Source organism: Janthinobacterium sp. EB271-G4-3-2, assembly GCF_020858035.1.
Classification (GTDB): Bacteria; Pseudomonadota; Gammaproteobacteria; order Burkholderiales; family Burkholderiaceae_D; genus Janthinobacterium; species Janthinobacterium aestuarii.
The window spans coordinates 144,186-163,922 of the sequence record NZ_JACYMG010000007.1 but is presented as its reverse complement, the minus strand read 5'-3'; the positions used below and the strand labels follow the sequence as shown (position 1 = coordinate 163,922).

The following is a 19,737-nucleotide window of genomic DNA, read 5'->3' as shown; positions in this document are numbered from 1 at the left end:
CGCGCCGCGCCGATTTTCAGGAGAGCGTATGGACAGTTATGTACCTGGCCTGTTCGACCGCCTGATGGGCGATGGCGGTGCGGCGTCGGGCGGCGTGGCGGTGCGCCTGTCGCTGGAACAATTGAAGGATGCGGTGGCGCGCGACCTGGAAGAACTGCTCAACACGCGCGTGGCCCTGCCGCCCGGCGCGCTCGACGCCTATCCGGAATGCGCGGCCTCCATCGTCAACTATGGTCTGATCGATTTCGCCGGCATGTGCTTGTCCAGCAGCGATGACCGCGCCCGCATCTGCGCCGCGCTGAAGGCCGCCATCGAACGCCACGAACCGCGCCTGCGCAATGTGCGTGCCCGCCTGGAGCGCGAAGCGGGCGCCATCAACCGGGTCGGCTTCGTCATCAGCGGCACCCTGGCCGTGAAGGCTGGCGGCGAGATGGTCAATTTCGACGCCGTGCTGCAGCCGTCGTCGCTGCGCTATTCGATCAACCGCAAGGGAGCCGCCGCATGAGCAATAACCTGAAAACCCTGATCGCCAAACTCAATGACACGGCGCGCACGGCCGCCACCCGCGCCGCCGCCATCTGCGTGGGACTGGGCCAGTATGAAGTCGATATCGAGCACCTGTTCCTGGCGCTGCTGGAACAGGAGCGCAGCGATTTCGTCACCATCGCGCGGCGCAGTGAAATCAGCCTGACGGCGCTGGAGGCGGACCTGCGCCGCGAAATCGGCGGCTTCAGGACGGGCAGCGCGCGCACGCCCGTGTTCTCTCCCCATTTGCCGCTGCTGTTCGAACACGCCTGGCTGATCGCTTCGCTCGATACGGCGCAGCCAGGCCCCATCCGCAGCCGCCACTTGTTATTGGCGCTGCTGACGGAGCCGGAACTGTCGCAGCTCGCGTACCGCGGCTCGAAGCTGTTCGCCCGCTTCAGCGTGGAGCAGCTGAAACACCATCCGGACAAGCTGACGGCAGGTTCCTGTGAAGAGGAAAGCGCGGCAGTGCCGCGGCTTGCCGACACAGGGGCGGACCCGGTGAGTGCCCTGGCCGGAAAAACCCCGGCGCTGGACCAGTTCACCACCGATCTGACGCAGTTTGCGCGCGACGGCAAGCTCGATCCCGTGATCGGCCGCGAGGCGGAAATACGCCAGGCCGTCGATATCCTGCTGCGCCGGCGCCAGAATAATCCGATTCTCACGGGCGAGGCGGGCGTGGGCAAGACGGCCGTGGTGGAAGGCCTGGCCTTGCGCATCGCCGCCGGCGACGTGCCCGAGGTGCTGCAGGGCGCGCACATCCACACACTTGACATGGGCTTGCTGCAGGCCGGCGCCAGCGTGAAGGGCGAGTTTGAAAGCCGTTTGAAGAATGTCATCGACGAGGTGACGAAAAGCCCGCACCCGATCATCCTCTTCATCGACGAGGCGCACACGATGATCGGCGCCGGCGGCCAGGCGGGGCAGAACGACGCGGCCAATCTGCTGAAACCGGCGCTGGCGCGCGGCGCCCTGCGCACCATCGCCGCCACCACCTGGAGCGAATACAAAAAGTATTTTGAAAAGGATGCGGCGCTGGCGCGGCGCTTCCAGGTGGTGAAGGTGGAAGAACCGAGCGAGGACATCGCCTGCGCCATGCTGCGCGCCATGGCGCCGCTGATGGAGCGCCATTTCGGCATCCGCGTGCGCGATGCCGCCATCGTCGAGGCGGTGCGCCTGTCGCACCGTTACATCAGCGGGCGCCAGCTGCCCGACAAGGCCATCAGCGTGCTCGATACGGCATGCGCCAAGGTGGCGCTGGGCCAGCGCGCCACGCCGGCGCAGCTGGAAAACGCGCACCGGCGCCAGGAACGCATCGGCGCGGAAATCGCCGCCCTGAGCCGCGAGGCGGCCGATGGCGAAGTGCCCGATAAAGCCGGCGCCGCGCGCTTGGCGCAGCTGCGGCGCGAGCACGACGACGGACAGGCGCAGATCGCGGCGCTGGCGCAGCGCTGGGAGCGCGAAAAGGCGCTGGTGGCGCAGATCGGCGACTTGCGCGCGCAGCTGCGCGGCGAGCGGCCGGGCGAGGTCGGCGCGGCGCGCCTGCTGGCGCTGAAGGAAGAACTGGCGGCACTGCAGGGAGAGGCGCCGCTGTCGCCGCTGGAAGTCGACGCGCAGGTGGTGGCCGGCATCGTCGCCGGCTGGACCGGCATCCCGCTGGGGAAAATGCTCAAGGACGAGATCCGCACGGTGCTGACCCTGGATGGGGCGCTGCGCGAACGGGTGCTGGGACAGGATCACGTCATCGCAGCAGTGGCACAGCGCGTGCGCACGGCGCGCGCCAGCTTGGACGACCCGAACAAGCCGCAAGCCGTGTTCCTGTTCACGGGGCCGTCCGGCACGGGCAAGACGGAAACGGCGCTGGCGCTGGCCGACCTGCTGTATGGCGGCGAGCGCAAGCTCATTACGCTCAACATGAGCGAATACCAGGAAGCGCACAGCGTGGCCGGCCTGAAAGGCTCGCCGCCCGGCTATGTCGGCTATGGCGAAGGCGGCGTGCTGACGGAAGCCGTGCGGCGCCAGCCCTACAGCGTGGTGCTGCTCGATGAAGCGGAAAAAGCGCACCCCGACGTGCTGGAGCTGTTCTTCCAGGTGTTCGACAAGGGCGTGCTCGATGATGCGGAAGGGCGCGAAGTCGATTTTCGCAACACCATCATCATCGCCACCTCGAACCTGGGGTCTGGCGCCATGATGGCCGCCTGCCTGAACCGGGTCGCGCAAGACTTGCCCACGCCGGCCGCGCTGGAAGAACTGGTGCGCCCGCAACTGGTGGCGCATTTCAAGCCGGCCTTGCTGGGACGCCTGAAGGTGCTGCCGTTCTATCCCCTCAACGACGCGGTGCTGGCCGAGATCATCCACCTGAAGCTGGCGCGCATCGGGCAGCGCATCGCGCGCAATCACCAGGCGCAGTTCAGCCATGACGCGGGCCTGGTCGATGCCGTGCTGGCGCGCTGCACCGAGGTCGATTCGGGCGCGCGCAATGTCGACCAGATCCTCAACGGCAGCTTGCTGCCGGCGATCGCCGAAGCGGTGCTGGCGCGCATGGCCGAAGGCGAGCCGGTCGCGTCGATACGCGTCAGTGCGAACAAGCAGGGGCAGTTCAAGTACACGATCCGATAATCCACCTTCCGGAGAGCGCCATGTTCAATCTGGAGCAGTTGCTGCACCCCGTCAGCGCCGTCAGCCCCTGCGGCGGCGACATCACCTTCAGCCAGGAGCTCGACGCCATCGCGCGCGCGCGCCAGCACGACGACCCCAGCCTGGACCAGGGCGAGTGGGTGACGGCGCTGAAGGAGGCCGACTGGCCTTTCGTGGCGACGCGCTGCGAACAGCTGATCGCCACGCACAGCAAGGATTTGCGCGTGGCCGTGTGGCTGGCCGAGGCGCACGCGAAAACGCGCCACTTCCGTGGCCTGGGCGATGGCTACGCGCTGCTGGCCGGCCTGTGCGAGCGTTACTGGGATGGCCTGTATCCGCCGGAGGAGGAGGGCGACCAGGAACAGCGCATCGGCAATGTCTTCTGGCTGCTGTCGCGCACGCCGCAGCTGTTGCGCGAGATCCCGCTGACCGACGGCGCCAACGGTCTGTATTCGCTGCAGGATTTCGATACGGCGCGCCAGCGCGCGGCCGCCAGCCTGGCGCAGGGCGCGGCGGATCAGGGCTGGGGCGATACGCGCCATGATGAAGGGGCGACCCTGGCGCAGATGGAGGCGGCGCGGCAAAGGAACTCGCGCGCATTTTCCGACGGCTTGCTGGCCGATGCACAATACTGCATGCAGTCGCTGCTGGCGTTCGAACGCAGCGTCGATGCGCGTTTCGGTGTTGATGGCCCGAGTTTTCGCGCCGCGCGCGAAGCGCTGGAAAACGCCATTCATTTCATCGCGCCGCTGTCGCCTGGCGCCGACTTTGCCGGCGCGCCGCCCGCCCCCGGCCAGGGCGCCAGCGGGGGCGGGGGCGCCATCGTGCAGCGTCAGCAGGCGCTGGCCCAGCTGCGCCAGGTGGCCGATTTTTTTCGCCGCACGGAGCCGCACAGTCCCGTCGCCTACCTGGCCGACAAGGCCGCCAGCTGGGGAGAGCTGCCGCTGCATCTGTGGCTGCGCGCCGTCGTGAAGGATTCAAGCACCCTGGCGCAGCTCGACGAAATGCTGGGCACGAACAGTGCAAACGGGTGATGGTGGTTGCCCCTTCCATGCTACTCTTCGGGCATGTTCAGAATGCTCATCCTGCCTGCCGCGCTATGCCTGTTCATCGCGGCCAGCGCGCGGGCCGAGGGGCCGACGCCGCTGGTGATCTATGGCGACGACGATTATCCGCCATACTCCTACGTCGACAAGGGCCAGCTGAAAGGCATCTACACGGAGATCGTGCGCGAAGCCGTGCAATCGATGCCGCAGTATGCGGTGCAGCTGCGTCCCGTACCCTGGAAGCGGGGCGTGCTGATGCTGCAGACGGGCGAGGCGTTTGCTTTGTATCCGCCGTATTCGTGGCGCAGCGAGCGGCCGTACGTGCGCTATTCCGTGCCGCTACTGATGGAGCAGCTGGTGGTGCTGTGCAACCAGGACGTGCTGGCCAAACGCGCGCTGCGGCAGTGGCCCGCCGATTACGGCGGCCTGCACATCGGCGTGAACGCCGGTTTTTTGCTGGGCGATGCAAAGCAGACGGCAGCCGTGCAAGCGGCCAACATTGTGTTCGATACGGCCAAGGGCACGCGCACGAATCTGCTCAAGTTGATGCGCGGGCGTATCGATTGCTATGTCAGCGACCGCCTGTCGGCGCAGTGGGAATTGCAGCGCATCCGGCGCGAGGGGCCGCCGGGCACAACGATGCAGGCGATTCAGGAAACGGCGCAGCTGGCCAGCCAGCAGGGCCACCTGGGTTTTACTGAGCGCAGGCCTGCCGCCTACCCTTATCGCGATGACTTTATCGAACAATTCAATGCCGCCATCGTGCGCATGCAAAACAATGGCGCGATCCGCCGCATCGTCGACCGCGCACTGCAACCCTGATTCAAGCTGATGGAGAAAAACATGAAAAAACTGCTGTTCCTGTGTGTGCTTGTGCTGGCCGGGTGCGTGGGCCGGCCCGAGAATATTGTGCCAGTTAGCAACTTCGACACGACCCGCTATCTGGGAAAGTGGTATGAAATCGCGCGTCTGGACCACTCGTTCGAACGGGGCCTGAGCCATGTGACGGCCGACTACAGCCTGCGCCAGGATGGCGGCCTGAAAGTACTCAACCGCGGCTACAAGGATGCGGACGCTGTCTGGAAGGACGCGGAAGGCAAGGCGTATTTCGTCGACAAGAAAGACGTGGGCTACCTGAAAGTGTCGTTTTTCGGCCCCTTCTATGGTTCCTACATCGTCTTCGACCTCGACCAGCAAAATTACAGCTATTCCATGATCAGCGGCCCCGACAAATCCTACTTCTGGTTGCTGTCGCGCACGCCAATCATGGACCCTGCTTTGCAGCAGCGCCTGATCGAGAAAGCCGGTAGCCTGGGTTTCGATACGTCAAAATTGATCTATGTGAAGCAAAACTGATCTTGCTTGCCTGCCGCCCGTTCGTGGCGGCATACCACCTTCTGGTTGTTGCTTTTCTGCATGTTATTTCTTGCAATACCATTCTGATTCACTCACAATCTGCTCCAAAGTAGTGCGCTGCGGCGCGCTGCCATTCCGGTGGCGTGGATAACGTTGCGCCACCGCTCGTGATTGCCGCACGGCGGATGCCTGCTATATTGATACGTAGCAGTCAGTCGGTTTCGTGGCGTCTGTGCATCGTTTTTTCAGATTGGAATCACGCAATGAAGAACCTCAAAATCGGCGTACGTCTTGGTGGCGGTTTTGCCGCAGTCCTCCTTCTGTTGACGACCTTGACCGTGGTGGGCATCGTGCAGATGCAAAGCGCCAGCAAGGAGACCGATGCGCTCGTCAACGTCAAGGTGCGCAACGAGCGCCTGATCGGTGAATGGACCAAGGTCATCGAGGTGAACGCGGCGCGCACGGCGGCCGCCTGGAAGGTCAGCGATCCCGAACACCAGAAGCAATTTGAAAAGGAAATGGCGGTTTCGTCGGCACGTGCCACGGAAATTCAGAACGATATCGGCAAGAGCCAGCTGAGCGCCGAAGAGCAAGCGCTGTACCAGGAAGTGCTGAGCACGCGCAAGGCCTACACGGAAGTGCGCAAGAATGTGTTCAAGGCCAAGAATGCGGGCGATCTTGAACTGGGCAAGCGCCTGTACGAAGGCGACATGGGCGTCAAGCGTGACATCTACCTGGCGTCGCTGAAGAAGCTGGAACTGCTGGAAGCCAAGTTGCTCGATGAATCAGCCGCGCAAATCCGTTCGCGCTATGAAAGCGGCCGTCTGCTGCTGATCTCGCTGGGCGTGGCCGCCATCTTGCTCGGCATCGCCTGCGCGTACTGGATTACACGCTCGATCACGCGCCCGATCACGCGTGCCGTCGAGGTGGCGGAAGCCGTGTCCGCTGGCGACCTGACCAGCCATATCGTCGTGGAAAGCCGCGATGAAACAGGGCAATTGATGCATGCGCTGAAAAACATGAACGATAAACTGGTCAGTATCGTGGGCCAGGTGCGCGTCGGCACCGAATCGATCAGCACGGCGTCGGGCGAAATTGCCGCCGGCAACCTGGACTTGTCGTCGCGCACGGAAGAGCAGGCCAGTTCGCTCGAAGAAACGGCGTCTTCCATGGAAGAGCTGACCTCCACCGTGAAACTCAATGCCGACAATGCGCGCAGCGCCAACCAGCTGGCCATCGACGCTTCGCAGATCGCCAGCAAGGGCGGGGTGGTGGTATCGGAAGTGGTCAGCACCATGGGCTCGATCAACGATTCCTCGCGCAAGATCGTCGATATCATCAGCGTCATCGACGCCATCGCCTTCCAGACGAATATCCTGGCCTTGAACGCGGCCGTGGAGGCGGCCAGGGCCGGCGAGCAGGGCCGTGGTTTTGCCGTCGTCGCTTCCGAAGTGCGCAACCTGGCGCAACGATCGAGCGCGGCGGCCAAGGAAATCAAGGGCTTGATCGACGATTCCGTGCAAAAGGTCGAGGCCGGTTCGCAACTGGTGGACAAGGCGGGCCGCACCATGGACGAGATCGTGCAAAGCATCAGCCATGTGACGCAGATCATGAACCAGATCACCGACGCCAGCGATGAACAGCGCACCGGCATCGAGCAAGTCAACCGGGCCATCGGCCAGATGGACCAGGTGACGCAGCAAAACGCGGCCCTCGTGGAAGAAGCGGCTGCGGCGGCCGAATCCATGCAGGAACAGGCGGCCAAGCTGGCCGACGTGGTGGGCCTGTTCAAGCTCGATGCAACGCAGCACTATGTTGCGGCCAGTGCCAGCCCGTCCGTGACGGCATCGACGCCAGGAAAAGCCGCCATGCAAGCTGCTACGCGACCTACCATGCGACCTGCCATCGAGCCCGCCAAGCGACGCGCGCCGGCGTCAGCCGTGGCGGCACCCGCGCCGGGCAAGGCTGCGCAAGCGGACGCCGTGCGTGCACGCACGCCGAAGGCACCGGTGGCGTCCGGCGCCGACGAGTGGGAAGAGTTTTAAGCGCGGACTCCCCTTGGCATGGCGAGGGCGCTACAATCGCGGCTTGAAGACAGCCGCGAACGCGCTCCGCCATGACCACCCGCCGTATCCCCCGCCATCCGTCCAGTAATACCTCGAGCCATACCTCCAGCTCTACCGCTGCATCGTCCTCCCTGGCGGAACCCGCCAAACGGGCGCGCTGCCCGGCCTGCCTGCGCGCCGTGTCCAGCTGCATCTGCCGCTGGATCGTCCCCGTTTCCCATGCGGTGGAAGTGCTGATCCTCCAGCATCCGCTGGAAGTCCACAATGCCAAGGGCAGCGCCCGCTTGCTGCACCTGAGCCTGCCCAACAGTCGCATGCTGACGGGCGAGCAGTTTGCCCCCGATGTTCTCGCCGGGCTGCTGGCCGGCAAGCACAATGTGCTGTTGTACCCGGATACCCCAGGCGACCGTTCGCTGGGCATCGCGCCGTCGCCAGCGCTCGACCCCGCTATCTTTCTCGATCCCACCCAATTGCGGCTGGTGGTGCTGGACGCCACCTGGCGCAAGAGCCGCAAGATGCTGTATCAGAATCCCCCCTTGCAACAGCTGCCGCGCCTGCCCCTGCGCGATACGCCCGCCTCGCATTACCTGATCCGCAAGGCGCACGCGCCAGATCAGTTATCGACTCTGGAAGCAACGTGCTATGCCTTGATGCAGTTGGAGCAGGACGCGGTCCGCTTCGTTCCCCTGATCACGGCATTTGATGGTTTTGTCGGGCAGCAGTTGAGTTATGTCATGCCGCAGGGTGAAAAAGCTTGAAATAGCACCATGGCAGCCCTTGATATTGGCCGGACAGCGGCATAGTATACTGTACGTATATACAGTTGATGGGGCCGTTCATGAAAGCAATCATTCCAGAGCACGATGACAGCTTCGCCGGGCAAGCCATGTTGCCGCCGCAATCGCTGAAAGCTCACAAGGGGCGCGGGGCCGTCTCGAACCTGCAAGGGCGCTATGAGGTGCACGCGCGCGCCGGTTTCGATGATGGCTGGAGCGTGGGCGGCCTGGAAGAGGCGGCCGGGGAAGAGGCGGCGCCGGGCTGGAAGACGCAGGTTAGCGACGAGCAGGCGCGCACCATCCTCACGCGCAACGCTTCGCCCGATTTGCCGTTCAATGTCTCGCTGAACCCGTACCGGGGCTGTGAACACGGCTGCATTTATTGCTTTGCCCGCCCCACGCACAGCTATCTGGGCCTGTCGCCGGGCCTGGACTTCGAAAGCCGCATCTACGCCAAGGTGAACGCCCCTGAACTATTGCGGCGCGAGCTGGCCAGGCCGTCGTACGTGCCCGAGCCGATCGCCCTCGGCGTCAATACGGATGCGTATCAGCCGTGCGAACGCGAGCGGCAGCTGACGCGGCGCGTGCTGGAAGTGCTGCAGGAGTGCGACCATCCCGTGGCGCTGATCACGAAATCGTCGCTGATCGAGCGCGATATCGACATTCTTGCACCCATGGCGGCCAGGCATCTGGCAGCCGTGGCCGTTACTGTCACCACGCTCGATCCGGCCATTGCGCGCACCCTGGAACCGCGCGCGGCCGCCCCGGCGCGGCGGCTGCGCACCATCCGCACCCTGACGGAGGCGGGTATCCCCGTGGGCGTGAGCATCGCGCCCATCATCCCGTTCGTGACGGAGCCGGAAATCGAACAGCTGCTCGAAGCCGTGCGCGACGCGGGCGCCATCCACGCCCATTACGTGGTGCTGCGCCTGCCGTGGGAAGTGAGCCCGTTGTTTCAGCAATGGCTGGAAGCACACTTCCCGGAACGGGCCCAGCGCGTGATGAACCGGGTGCGCGAAATGCGGGGCGGCAAGGATTACGACAGCGCGTTCGGCGCGCGCATGCGGGGCGAAGGCGTGTGGGCCGACCTCATCCGCCAGCGCTTTGAAAAGGCCGTGCACCGGCTGGGGCTGCACGGCAAGGGCGGCCGCTTCAAGCAGCTCGATTGCACGCAATTCCGCCGGCCTCTGGTGGTGCCGCCGTTGGGAAACAAGGCAAAAGGGGGCAATGCGGGACAGCTGGATTTGTTTTAAGAAGTTAAGCCAAGTTAAGTCGTCGTTACCGCTGCTGGGGCGGAGGCGCTGCGGCGCTATCGTGTAGCGCTAACGTGTAGCATTATCCTGCAGCGTTATCCTGTGCAGGTGCCTGCATCTGCGCCAGATGTTGCTCGATGGCAAAGACATGCGGATCGCTCTTGCCCAGCTCGCGCAGGGCGCTGGCCAGATGCAGCAGGTATTCGCTGTTCGGGCCGCTGGGGCCGTTTGATCGGGCGATCTGGCGCGCGATATCCAGTTCCGGGGCGGCGCCCAGGAAGGCGGCGTTTTCCTCGTTCGCGATGTACACGAGGCCTTCGACCTTGCCGCCGTCCTCGAAGGTGATGTCGGTGGCCAGGCGCAGGTAGCCGTTCTTTTCGCGGTGGTCGAGGTGGGCGAAGACTTCGGGCGTGATCAGGTAAGCCATGCCGTCGCACACGGCGCCCGCCTGCGGCACGATGGTGGCGACCCGGCCCGGCGCCATCGGCGTGCCGCGGTGGTCGTGCGAACCTTGCCAGAAGCGCCGCGTCCAGCCGGCGATGCTGGCGGGGCGGCGTTCGATGTAGGGGAAGTCGGCCTTGTAGATCAGCGAGCCATAGCCGAACAGCCAGACCTGTGCATGGCCGTCGAATTTGTTCATGCGCTGGTTGATGGCGATGGTGGCGGCGTCGATGGCGGACAGGTCATTCTGGGCAGGCTGGGTCATGGCGTAGGCGGCAAGGGGCGATGCGCCATTATAAAGCGGCGCCAGCCGGGCCGCCTGCGGGCAGGGCGTCGCGTGCCGCGCCGTTGCCCGCTCCCACATTCCATTCGTGCGTCTCGACAAAGCGGAACAGGAAGGCCATGAAGCTTTCGGCGGCCGGCGACAGCGAACGGCCCGTCTTCGTGTAGACGAAAAAGCGCCGCGTCAGTTCCGGCTCGTGCAGGGCGCGCATGTGCAATTTATATAGTTTCACCATCGGTTCCGCGTACGGCAGGCAGACCGTGATGCCCAGGTTGGCGCTGACCATGGCCAGCGCCGTCGTCATGAAGGTCACTTCGTTATAGGGATTGAGCGACAGCTCGCGAAACGCGCCGTGCATGTCGCGCAGCAGGCGTTCCGTGAACTGGCCCTGCAGCGAAATGAACGGGTAGTCGCCCACATCGGCCCAGGTGACCCTTTCCTTTTGCTGCAGCGGGTGCTGCTCGGGGAAGACCAGCACGAAGGGCATCTCGAACAGCGCTTGCGCGGCGATTTCCGCCGTTGGGTCGCGCTCGGGGCCGATGCCGAAATCGACTTCGCCGCTGAACACGCGCGCCGAGACATTCTCCACGGGGCAGTCGACCAGGCGCAGCTGCACGTCCGGGTGCGCCTGGCGGTAGGCGGCGATCACTTCCGGCAGCAGGGTGCACGCCATCATCTGCGGCGCGGCGATGCGCACCATGCCCGTTTTCAGGGCCTTGCGCTGGGCGATACCGGCCATGGCGCCGTCGAGGTCCTCGATCATCTTTTCAAACAGCGGATACAGTTCGCGGCCGATTTCCGACAGCTGCGTCTTGCGCGTGCTGCGCTCGACCACGCGCACGCCCAGCACGCTTTCCAGTTCCTTGATCAAGCCGCTCAAGGCCGATTGCGTCACGTGCAGGTATTCGGCGGCCAGGGTAAAACTGCCGGTCTTGGCCAGCGCCACGAAGGCGCGCATTTGCCGCAGGCTGGGACTCATAAGATAATCCGATAAATCAATGGTTAAAAATTGTTTGTATGATAGCTGTAACTCGATTCTAATGGTGAAAAGCTGAAAAAACAGGCCAGCCCACGCGCCCACGGCGCCATTCATTGGAGACAAGCACATGAAGATCAAGCAAATCCACCACGTCGCCTACCGCTGCATCGACGCGAAGAAAACCGTCGAGTGGTACGTCAAGCATTTGAACATGAATTTCGTCCTCGCCATCGCCGAAGACCTGGTGCCGTCGACCAAGGCGCCGGACCCGTACATGCACGTCTTCCTCGACGCGGGCCAGGGCAATGTGCTGGCCTTTTTCGAGCTGCCGACGCAGCCGCCGATGGACCGCGACCGCAATACCCCGGCCTGGGTGCAGCATCTGGCGCTGGAAGTGGGCAGCATGGAAGAACTGCTGGCCGCCAAGGAGCGCCTGGTCGCCGGCGGCATCGAGGTGCTCGGTCCCGTCAACCACGCCATCTTCCAGTCGATCTATTTCTTCGACCCGAACGGCCACCGCCTGGAACTGGCGGCCAACGTGGGTACGCCGGAGATGATGGCCAAACTGGACGCCGTCAAATGGGAAATGCTGGAAGAATGGTCGCAGACGCGCCGCGCGCCCAAGCACGCCGCCTGGATGCACGCGCCAGCCGACGCCTGAGCGCACCGGACCGACACTCTCTGACAAATACACCGAACAAGGAACACCATGAAATTCGCAACCCTGAAAAACGGCAGCCGCGACGGCGCCCTGATCCTCGTCAGCCGCGACCTGCGCCAATACCAGCGCGTGGCCGCCATTGCGCCTACCTTGCAGGCGGCGCTCGATAACTGGGACGCGGTCGCACCGAAACTGGAGCAGGCCTACGCCGACCTGAACGCGGGCCAGGCGCCGGACGCGCAGCCGTTTGATGCGGCGCTGTGCCACTCGCCGCTGCCGCGCGCCTACCAGTGGGCCGACGGTTCCGCCTACATCAACCACGTGGAACTGGTGCGCAAGGCGCGCAACGCGGAAGTGCCGGCGTCGTTCTACACGGACCCGCTGATGTACCAGGGCGGCTCCGACAGTTTCATCGGCCCGCGCGATCCGATCTTCGCCCTGTCCGAAGAGTGGGGCATCGACCTGGAAGCGGAAGTGGCGGTGATTACGGGTGACGTCGCCATGGGCGCCAGCGTGGACGACGCGGCGAAAGCGATCCGCCTCGTCATGCTGGTCAACGACGTCTCCTTGCGCAACCTGATCCCGGGCGAACTGGCCAAGGGCTTCGGTTTCTTCCAGTCTAAGGCGGCCAGCGCGTTTTCGCCCGTCGCCGTCACGCCGGACGAACTGGGTGCCGACTGGGCGGACAGCAAGCTGCATTTGCCGCTGCTGGTGGACTTGAACGACAAACCGTTCGGCAAGCCGAATGCGGGCGAAGACATGACCTTCAATTTTGCCCAGCTGGTCGCCCATGCGGCGAAGACGCGCGAACTGGGCGCCGGCAGCATCGTCGGTTCCGGCACCGTGTCGAACAAGCAGGGCAACCTGTTTGGCTCGAGCATCGAGAACGGCGGCGTGGGTTACTGCTGCCTGGCCGAGGTGCGCATGTATGAAACCATCGAACATGGCGCGCCGAAAACGGCCTACCTGAAGTTCGGCGACACGGTGCGCATCGAGATGCGCGACGCGGCCGGCGCCAGCATCTTCGGCAGCATCGAGCAGACCGTGGCCCTGTACGCAGGCAAGGGCAACGGCGCCACGCGCGCCTGAGGAGGCACTCGTGAAGCTGTACACCTATTTCCGCAGTTCGGCCGCCTACCGCGTGCGCATTGCCTTGAATCTCAAAGGCATCGCCTACGACAGCATCGCCGTGCATCTGCTGCAGGACGGCGGCCAGCAGCTGCTGCCCGCCTACCGCGCCGTCAATCCGTCGGCCCTGGTGCCGGCGCTCGACGACGATGGCGCCGTCCTGACGCAGTCGCTGGCCATGCTCGAGTACCTCGATGAAACGCGGCCGGCCGTGCCGCTGCTGCCGGCGGACGCGCTGGGACGCGCCAGGGTGCGTGCGCTGGCGCTGGCGATCGCCTGTGATGCCCATCCGCTGACGAATCTGCGCGTGCTGAAATACCTGAAAAATACCCTGGGTCTGTCGGACGAGGCCAAGCAGGAGTGGTACCGGCACTGGATGGCCGAGGGGCTGGCGGCCGTGGAGGCGCTGCTGGCGCAGGGCGACCCGGCAGGCACGGGCCTGTTCTGCCATGGCGACAGCCCGACGATGGCCGATTGCTGCCTGGTGCCGCAGGTATTCAATGCGCAGCGCTTCGCCATCGACCTGGCGCCATACCCGCGCGTTGCGCGCATCCATGCGCATTGCGCCGGCCTGCCCGCGTTTGCGGCCGCCCATCCGTCGCGGCAGCCTGACGCCGAATAGGGCATCCGGTCGATAGGGGGAGCGGGTTCAGCTCCACTCAACCCTGTCCCGTCCGCCACGTTTGGCGCGGTACAGGGCCTGGTCGGCGCGGATCAGCAGATCGGTCAAGTGGTCCGCTTCCCGCCTGGCTGGTGCGGTCGATTGCGGCGTATTGGATGTCACGCCGATGCTGATGGTCAGGCTGACCAGTTGGCCATCATCGCATTCCACGCGCAAGCTGGCGGCCGCCAGGCGCAGGCGCTCGGCCACTTCCAGCGCCACCGGCAGCGGCGTCTCCGGCATCAGCAGCACGAATTCCTCGCCCCCGAAGCGCGCCGCCGTATCCATGCCCCGCGTGACGCTGCGCAGCACTTGCGCAACGGCGGCGATGGCGCGGTCGCCCGCGGCGTGGCCATGGCCGTCATTGATGCGCTTGAAGTGGTCGATATCGATCATCAGCAGCGACAGCGTGTGGCCGAAGCGCTGGGCGCGTTCAAGCTCCTCTGTCAGCCGCAGGGTCATCATGCGGCGGTTACCCAGGCCCGTCAGCGGGTCGGTCGTGGCTTGCTGCTCCAGCCGGGAGTTGGCCACCAGCAGTTCCAGGGTGCGCTGCAAGACCCGTTCCTCGAGCATGTCGCGCTCCGCATGCAGGGCCGCCACGCTGGCGCGGCGGCTGCGCTGGGCCAGCAGCAGGGCCGTGATCAGCGCCGCTTGCAGCGCGATCAGCGACAGTCCGGCGATGATCTGCCAGTGGTATTGCGCCCACACTCCCTGTGGCCGGTTCAGGATGCGCGCCTCGCCGGGCAGGTTGCGCAGGCCGAAACGCTGTACCGCGGCATCGTCGAAGATATACGCCTGCATGCCATCCGGGTCGGGCGTTCTGCCCAGCGGGATGCGTGCAATGGTGCGCCCGACTTTTTCGCCGCTGATGACATAGCCGCCCACCACGCCGGGCAGTATCAGCGATTCCACGCTGGTGAAAATGGGCACGGCGCTGCGCGCGGCCAGGTCGCGCGCCATGACGGGCGGCGTGGTGCGCTGCCCCAGTTCGTCGCGATAGACGGGCAGCAAATAGATGGCGCTGCCTTCTCCCAGCGTGCCGGTGCGGCGCCACAACTCTTCCTGGCTCAGGTGATCCCAGAACTCGACCTTGAGCCGGTCATGGTAGGGCGCAATGGCGGCGCGGATGGCGGCGATCCACGCCTGGCCGCGTGCGCTGCCGTCGCCGACGACGGCGATGTGGCGCAGCCGTGGCGTCACTTGCAGCATGACGGCGATGGCCTTGCCAAAATCGTGGCGCACATCGAGATTGATGCCGTCGGCAGGTACCCAGTCCTGCCGTCCCTGATTCACATAGTAGCGGGGCACGCCGGGAAACAGCGCTGGATGCTGGCTCAGGAACCGGGCCGCCAGGTAGTTTTCCGTGATGATGGCGTCGAACTGCACCATCCTGTACTTGGTTTGCAGATAGGTTTCCAGCCCGGCTATGGCAGGCTGCTCGCCCACGCGCACGGAATCGAGCCGCTCCTCATAGATGCCGGGCGCGAGGCGCCAGTTCTCGTTGGCCAGTTCGGCGCTCATGCCCTTGTGGATCAGTGTTTGCCACTGCGAGGAGGCATCGCTGCCCAGCGAATACAGTACCAGCACTTGCCTTGGCGCAAAGCGCGGTGCGCTGATCTGCGCCAGGTCTTGCGCATGGACGGGGGCGTTGCAGCATAGCCATAGCAGAAAGCTCAGGCAGGGCAAGCGTATCGCGGCGCGCAATCGTGTGAGGTAGGGACAGGGCATGGACAGGGCAGTGTGTTGAGAACTTGCCCAGGCGCAATGAGCGTTAGTGGATTGAAGAATCCGGTAAGCACTATTTCTTGATGTGGCTCAAGTTCCAGGGAAATCAGTCTAGCATTGCCGGCCTCGATTGGCGCAGGTGGCGTGCAATTTTTGATATGGTTGTTGCGATATTGGTATTGCTGTGAAATGTTGGGGGGTGCTGATTCAACAACGCAGGCGTACCGGTGCGCTACAATTTGCGTTTGCCCAAATACTTCACGCGCCATGACCGCAATAACCGTTCCTGCCAGCATCACCGATGCCCTGTCCCTGGCGCACGCTTCCTGGCGCCCCATCCTGCTGCGCGGCTTGCACGCCGTGATGGCGGCCGATCCCGCCTACCTGCCGGCGCTGGCCGTCGACGATTACCTGCCCACGCAGGGCCGGCTGTTCGCCGCCTTTGCCCTGCCGCTGGCGCAGGTGCGCTACGTGCTGGTGGGCGAGGGGCCGTATCCGCGCGCCGACAGCGCCACGGGCGTGTGCTTCATGGATGGCGCCGTTGGCAGTCTGTGGTCGGCCACGGGGCTGTCGAAGCCCGTCAACCGCGCCACGTCCTTGCGCAACTTCATGAAGATGCTGCTGGTGGCCGATGGCCAGCTGCAGGGCGGCGACACGTCCGGCGTGGCCATGGCGCCCGTGGCGGCCGCCGCGCAACTGCCTGGCAGCGGCGTGATCCGGACCTTGCCCGACCTGCAACGCAAGATGACGGAACAGGGCTTCCTGCTGCTCAACGCGGCGCTGGTGTTCCGTTCCCACGTGCCGCCCGTGCAGGATGCGCGCGGCTGGCTGCCCTTCCTGCAGGTGGTGCTCGAAGCGCTGGCGCGGCAGGGCGGGGCGGCCTTGCCGCAGCTGGTGTTGTGGGGCAAGATTGCCGAGCTCATCAAACGCCTGCCGGTGGCGGCGTCCTTGCCGCAGGTGACGGCCGAACATCCGTATAATCTGTCCTTTATCGGCAATCGTGACATGCAGGCCTTGTTTGGCCCGATGCAACTATTGCGTGCTTGAGATTGAATTGACGCCATCTGGCGGAAGTGCGGGGAATATGCAAATCAGTAACGTGGAAGAATTGAAGGCGTGGATCGCGGCGGGCGGCGTGCCCGACTACCTGTATTTCTGGGGGCACACGCCGGCGCAGCCGCAGGTGCCCGACAAAAGCTGCTTCAGCCAGTGGTTCCCGTCGCCGTTCAGCCTGGCCGGCGTCACGTATGCGACGGCCGAGCACTACATGATGGCGCAAAAGGCTGCCCTGTTTGGCGACACGGCCGTGCAGGCGCGCATCGTGGCGGCCGCGCGGCCGTCGGAAGTGAAGAAGCTGGGGCGCGAAGTGGCGAACTTTGACGCCAAGGTATGGGAAGCGGCGCGTGCCGGCATCGTCTTCGATGGCAATTTTGCCAAGTTCTCGCAAAAGGCCGCGCTGCGCAAGTTTCTGCTGGGCACGGGAGAGCGCGTGATCGTCGAAGCCAGTCCCGTCGACCGCATCTGGGGCGTGGGCCTGGCGTCGGACAATCCGCGCATCGGCGATCCGGCCACTTGGGACGGCTTGAACCTGCTGGGGTTTGAATTAATGAAAGTACGTAGCGCCCTGCGCGGATGATAGCGCCTGACCAAACCTGCTGCGCGTCGGCATAGGTGGCCTGCGATGCTCACCGTACTAAAGTACGGTTGCGCTTCTCGGCCACCTCTCCCTTCCGCTCGCGACGGTTTTGTCAGGTGCCGTGAAGCCGGCGATTTTCCGATTGTTGTTTGATTGTTGTTTTCTTGAGGCTGCCATCTCACACGTGGCCCGTTAAGCCCCTGCCAGCCCTGTGGTCATCGAGGGGCGCTCTGACAAACCCCGCCGAATTTGTTATACTTGACTAAATCATTCAACTACTCGGGGTTTGAGAAGTTGAAAAGCCGCAATATTTTAAACTAGTTGAACCGAGGATGTATGCGTCTGACTACAAAAGGCCGTTTTGCCGTGACTGCGATGATCGATCTTGCCCTGCGCCAGGGTAAAGGTCCGGTCACCTTGTCCGGCATCAGCCAGCGCCAGTCGATTTCCCTGTCCTACCTGGAACAGCTGTTCGGCAAGCTGCGCCGCCATGAGATCGTCGAATCGATCCGTGGTCCGGGCGGCGGCTACAGCCTGGCCCGCCGTGCGGACAAGGTGACGGTGGCCGACATCATCATCGCCGTCGATGAACCGCTGGACGCCACGCAGTGCGGCGGCAAGGAACATTGCCACGGCGCCGACGCGGCTACGGGTGCGCGCTGCATGACACATGAATTGTGGTCCACACTCAACGAAAAAATGGTCGATTATCTGGATTCTGTGTCCTTGCAGGACCTGGTCGACCAGCAGAGACAAAAGATTGCCGAACAAAGCGTGATGGTGATGCATCGTAACCACGCCGCCATCGGTTGAATATTACAAAATACTAAGTTGCTGATTGCAGGAGTTATTGATGAACGCCCCAGAAAAAAACGTAGGCCAAGTGCACTTTGAAACCGCACCGCATTTTCCGATCTACATGGATTACTCGGCCACCACGCCGATCGATCCCCGCGTCGCCGACCAGATGATTCCCTACCTGCGCGAGCAGTTCGGCAATCCGGCATCGCGCAGCCACATGTATGGCTGGGCGGCGGAAAAAGCCGTGGAAGAGGCACGCGGCCACGTGGCGGCCCTGGTGAACGCCGATCCGCGCGAAATCATCTGGACTTCCGGCGCGACGGAAAGCAACAACCTGGCCATCAAGGGCGCGGCACAGTTCTACAAGACCAAGGGCAAGCACATCATCACCGTCAAGACCGAGCACAAATCGGTGCTCGACACGGTGCGCGAACTGGAACGCATCGGCTTTGAAGCGACGTACCTGGAACCGCAGGACAACGGCCTGATCACCGTCGAGCAGCTGGCCGCGGCCGTGCGCCCGGACACCATCCTCGTGTCGGTCATGCTGGTAAACAACGAAATCGGCGTGATCCAGCCGATCGACGAAATCGGCGTGTTCTGCCGCTCGAAAGGCATCATCTTCCATTGCGACGCCGCGCAAGCGACGGGCAAGGTCGTCATCGACCTGCAAAAGACCAAGGTCGACCTGATGACCTTCACCGCACACAAAACCTACGGCCCGAAAGGCGTGGGCGCCCTGTACGTGTGCCGCAAGCCGCGCGTGCGCCTGGAAGCGCAGATGCACGGTGGCGGCCATGAGCGCGGCCTGCGCTCGGGCACCCTGCCTACGCACCAGATCGTCGGCATGGGCGAAGCGTTCCGCATCGCCAAGGAAGAAATGGACAGCGAAATCGGCCGCATCAAGGCTTTGCGCGACCGTCTGGCCAAGGGCTTGCAGGAGATCGAAGAAGTCTACATCAACGGCGACATGGATCACCGCGTGCCGCACAACCTGAACGTGAGCTTCAACTACGTCGAAGGCGAGTCGCTGATCATGGCGATCAAGGATATCGCCGTGTCGTCCGGTTCGGCCTGCACCTCGGCCAGCCTGGAACCATCGTACGTGCTGCGCGCCCTGGGCCGCAGCGACGAACTGGCGCACAGCTCGATCCGCTTCACCATCGGCCGCTTCTCGACCGAGGAAGACATCGACTTCGCCGTGAACCTGCTGAAATCGAAAGTACACAAGCTGCGCGAACTGTCGCCGCTGTGGGACATGTTTAAAGATGGCATTGACATCAATTCCATCCAATGGGCAGCCCACTAACCAACACCGTGGCCCCTGTTGACGGGGGCGGCAAGAATATTAAAGGAGCATCAAAATGGCTTACTCGGACAAAGTACTCGATCACTACGAAAACCCGCGCAACGTGGGCGCTTTCGACAAGGGTGATGAAACCATCGGCACCGGCATGGTAGGCGCGCCTGCCTGCGGCGACGTGATGAAACTGCAGATCAAGGTCGGCGCCGACGGCCTGATCGAAGATGCGAAATTCAAGACCTACGGCTGCGGTTCGGCCATCGCGTCGAGCTCGCTGGTAACGGAATGGGTCAAGGGCAAGACCCTGGACCAGGCACTGGCCATCAAGAACACGCAGATCGCCGAAGAACTGGCCCTGCCGCCAGTGAAGATCCACTGCTCGATCCTGGCGGAAGACGCCATCAAGGCGGCGGTACTGGATTATCAAACCCGTCACCCGGCAGCAGCTTAAACGTTGGTA

Annotated in this window: 19 protein-coding genes; 16 read left to right on the top strand and 3 right to left on the bottom strand. The window is 63.8% G+C overall.

Annotation, left to right across the window (positions count from 1 at the left end):
- Positions 1-28 precede the first annotated feature (28 nt).
- From tssE to IGS55_RS16490, 8 genes are all read left to right on the top strand, one after another.
- Entirely contained in the window at positions 29-505 is a 477-nt protein-coding gene (gene tssE, locus IGS55_RS16525) for a type VI secretion system baseplate subunit TssE (protein WP_230517941.1), read from the top strand.
- Positions 502-3,144, top strand: coding sequence for a type VI secretion system ATPase TssH (gene tssH, locus IGS55_RS16520; protein WP_230517942.1), 2,643 nt, complete (start codon positions 502-504; stop codon positions 3,142-3,144). The genes tssE and tssH overlap by 4 nt, the downstream gene beginning before the upstream one ends.
- Positions 3,145-3,164: 20 nt before the next feature.
- Entirely contained in the window at positions 3,165-4,196 is a 1,032-nt protein-coding gene (gene tssA, locus IGS55_RS16515) for a type VI secretion system protein TssA (protein ID WP_230517943.1), read from the top strand.
- Positions 4,197-4,238: 42 nt separating this feature from the next.
- Positions 4,239-5,030 (top strand): substrate-binding periplasmic protein, encoded by a 792-nt coding sequence (locus IGS55_RS16510; RefSeq protein WP_230517944.1) that lies wholly within the window; start codon positions 4,239-4,241, stop codon positions 5,028-5,030.
- A 21-nt stretch (positions 5,031-5,051) separates the two neighbouring features.
- A complete protein-coding gene (locus IGS55_RS16505) occupies positions 5,052-5,564 on the top strand; it encodes a lipocalin family protein (RefSeq protein ID WP_230517945.1) in 513 nt (170 codons plus the stop codon).
- Positions 5,565-5,827: 263 nt separating this feature from the next.
- Positions 5,828-7,609: a methyl-accepting chemotaxis protein gene (locus IGS55_RS16500; RefSeq protein ID WP_230517946.1), complete on the top strand. Its 1,782-nt coding sequence runs from the start codon at positions 5,828-5,830 to the stop codon at positions 7,607-7,609.
- 71 nt (positions 7,610-7,680) lie between these two features.
- Complete coding sequence (locus IGS55_RS16495) at positions 7,681-8,388, top strand: tRNA-uridine aminocarboxypropyltransferase (RefSeq protein ID WP_230517947.1); 708 nt, start codon at positions 7,681-7,683, stop codon at positions 8,386-8,388.
- An 80-nt stretch (positions 8,389-8,468) separates the two neighbouring features.
- Positions 8,469-9,659 carry a PA0069 family radical SAM protein gene (locus tag IGS55_RS16490; RefSeq protein WP_442908171.1) on the top strand — a complete coding sequence of 397 codons (1,191 nt, stop codon included), beginning with the start codon at positions 8,469-8,471 and terminating at the stop codon, positions 9,657-9,659.
- Between the two features lie 82 nt (positions 9,660-9,741).
- Here the strand turns inward: IGS55_RS16490 and IGS55_RS16485 are convergent, their stop codons facing one another.
- Together IGS55_RS16485 and IGS55_RS16480 are read right to left on the bottom strand one after the other, a co-directional pair.
- Complete coding sequence (locus IGS55_RS16485) at positions 9,742-10,332, bottom strand: gamma-glutamylcyclotransferase (protein ID WP_128143301.1); 591 nt, start codon at positions 10,330-10,332, stop codon at positions 9,742-9,744.
- 61 nt (positions 10,333-10,393) lie between these two features.
- A complete protein-coding gene (locus IGS55_RS16480) occupies positions 10,394-11,362 on the bottom strand; it encodes a LysR family transcriptional regulator (RefSeq protein WP_230517948.1) in 969 nt (322 codons plus the stop codon).
- Positions 11,363-11,489: 127 nt separating this feature from the next.
- On the opposite strand from IGS55_RS16480, the gene IGS55_RS16475 reads away from it, so the two are divergent.
- The 3 genes from IGS55_RS16475 to maiA are packed head-to-tail and all read left to right on the top strand — an operon-like array spanning position 11,490 to position 13,773.
- Entirely contained in the window at positions 11,490-12,023 is a 534-nt protein-coding gene (locus IGS55_RS16475; protein WP_092710160.1) for a VOC family protein, read from the top strand.
- Between the two features lie 48 nt (positions 12,024-12,071).
- Positions 12,072-13,112: a fumarylacetoacetate hydrolase family protein gene (locus IGS55_RS16470; RefSeq protein WP_230517949.1), complete on the top strand. Its 1,041-nt coding sequence runs from the start codon at positions 12,072-12,074 to the stop codon at positions 13,110-13,112.
- 10 nt (positions 13,113-13,122) lie between these two features.
- Positions 13,123-13,773, top strand: a complete 651-nt coding sequence (maiA, locus tag IGS55_RS16465; RefSeq protein ID WP_230517950.1) for a maleylacetoacetate isomerase — start codon at positions 13,123-13,125, stop codon at positions 13,771-13,773.
- A gap of 27 nt (positions 13,774-13,800) precedes the next feature.
- Here the strand turns inward: maiA and IGS55_RS16460 are convergent, their stop codons facing one another.
- Entirely contained in the window at positions 13,801-15,540 is a 1,740-nt protein-coding gene (locus IGS55_RS16460; RefSeq protein ID WP_230517951.1) for a GGDEF domain-containing protein, read from the bottom strand.
- Positions 15,541-15,804: 264 nt separating this feature from the next.
- Between IGS55_RS16460 and IGS55_RS16455 the strand changes: the two genes are divergently transcribed.
- The 5 genes from IGS55_RS16455 to iscU all read left to right on the top strand — a co-directional run bounded on the left by IGS55_RS16455 (position 15,805) and on the right by iscU (position 19,728).
- On the top strand, positions 15,805-16,584 hold the full coding sequence (locus IGS55_RS16455; protein WP_230517952.1) for a uracil-DNA glycosylase: 780 nt from the start codon (positions 15,805-15,807) through the stop codon (positions 16,582-16,584).
- A gap of 37 nt (positions 16,585-16,621) precedes the next feature.
- Entirely contained in the window at positions 16,622-17,173 is a 552-nt protein-coding gene (locus IGS55_RS16450) for an NADAR family protein (protein ID WP_230517953.1), read from the top strand.
- 336 nt (positions 17,174-17,509) lie between these two features.
- Positions 17,510-17,986 carry a Fe-S cluster assembly transcriptional regulator IscR gene (gene iscR / locus IGS55_RS16445; RefSeq protein ID WP_034750086.1) on the top strand — a complete coding sequence of 159 codons (477 nt, stop codon included), beginning with the start codon at positions 17,510-17,512 and terminating at the stop codon, positions 17,984-17,986.
- Between the two features lie 40 nt (positions 17,987-18,026).
- Complete coding sequence (locus IGS55_RS16440; RefSeq protein WP_230517954.1) at positions 18,027-19,283, top strand: IscS subfamily cysteine desulfurase; 1,257 nt, start codon at positions 18,027-18,029, stop codon at positions 19,281-19,283.
- Positions 19,284-19,338: 55 nt separating this feature from the next.
- Entirely contained in the window at positions 19,339-19,728 is a 390-nt protein-coding gene (gene iscU, locus IGS55_RS16435) for a Fe-S cluster assembly scaffold IscU (RefSeq protein WP_034779562.1), read from the top strand.
- Positions 19,729-19,737 lie beyond the last annotated feature (9 nt).

Excerpts from the sequence above, each read along its gene's own strand:
- tssE (WP_230517941.1), top strand. The coding sequence starts at position 29 with ATGGACAGTTATGTACCTGGCCTGTTCGACCGCCTGATGGGCGATGGC.
- tssH (WP_230517942.1), top strand. The coding sequence starts at position 502 with ATGAGCAATAACCTGAAAACCCTGATCGCCAAACTCAATGACACGGCG.
- tssA (WP_230517943.1), top strand. The coding sequence starts at position 3,165 with ATGTTCAATCTGGAGCAGTTGCTGCACCCCGTCAGCGCCGTCAGCCCC.
- IGS55_RS16510 (WP_230517944.1), top strand. The coding sequence starts at position 4,239 with ATGCTCATCCTGCCTGCCGCGCTATGCCTGTTCATCGCGGCCAGCGCG.
- IGS55_RS16505 (WP_230517945.1), top strand. The coding sequence starts at position 5,052 with ATGAAAAAACTGCTGTTCCTGTGTGTGCTTGTGCTGGCCGGGTGCGTG.
- IGS55_RS16500 (WP_230517946.1), top strand. The coding sequence starts at position 5,828 with ATGAAGAACCTCAAAATCGGCGTACGTCTTGGTGGCGGTTTTGCCGCA.
- IGS55_RS16495 (WP_230517947.1), top strand. The coding sequence starts at position 7,681 with ATGACCACCCGCCGTATCCCCCGCCATCCGTCCAGTAATACCTCGAGC.
- IGS55_RS16490 (WP_442908171.1), top strand. The coding sequence starts at position 8,469 with ATGAAAGCAATCATTCCAGAGCACGATGACAGCTTCGCCGGGCAAGCC.
- IGS55_RS16480 (WP_230517948.1), bottom strand. The coding sequence starts at position 11,362 with ATGAGTCCCAGCCTGCGGCAAATGCGCGCCTTCGTGGCGCTGGCCAAG.
- IGS55_RS16475 (WP_092710160.1), top strand. The coding sequence starts at position 11,490 with ATGAAGATCAAGCAAATCCACCACGTCGCCTACCGCTGCATCGACGCG.
- IGS55_RS16470 (WP_230517949.1), top strand. The coding sequence starts at position 12,072 with ATGAAATTCGCAACCCTGAAAAACGGCAGCCGCGACGGCGCCCTGATC.
- IGS55_RS16460 (WP_230517951.1), bottom strand. The coding sequence starts at position 15,540 with ATGCCCTGTCCCTACCTCACACGATTGCGCGCCGCGATACGCTTGCCC.
- IGS55_RS16455 (WP_230517952.1), top strand. The coding sequence starts at position 15,805 with ATGACCGCAATAACCGTTCCTGCCAGCATCACCGATGCCCTGTCCCTG.
- IGS55_RS16450 (WP_230517953.1), top strand. The coding sequence starts at position 16,622 with ATGCAAATCAGTAACGTGGAAGAATTGAAGGCGTGGATCGCGGCGGGC.
- iscR (WP_034750086.1), top strand. The coding sequence starts at position 17,510 with ATGCGTCTGACTACAAAAGGCCGTTTTGCCGTGACTGCGATGATCGAT.
- IGS55_RS16440 (WP_230517954.1), top strand. The coding sequence starts at position 18,027 with ATGAACGCCCCAGAAAAAAACGTAGGCCAAGTGCACTTTGAAACCGCA.
- iscU (WP_034779562.1), top strand. The coding sequence starts at position 19,339 with ATGGCTTACTCGGACAAAGTACTCGATCACTACGAAAACCCGCGCAAC.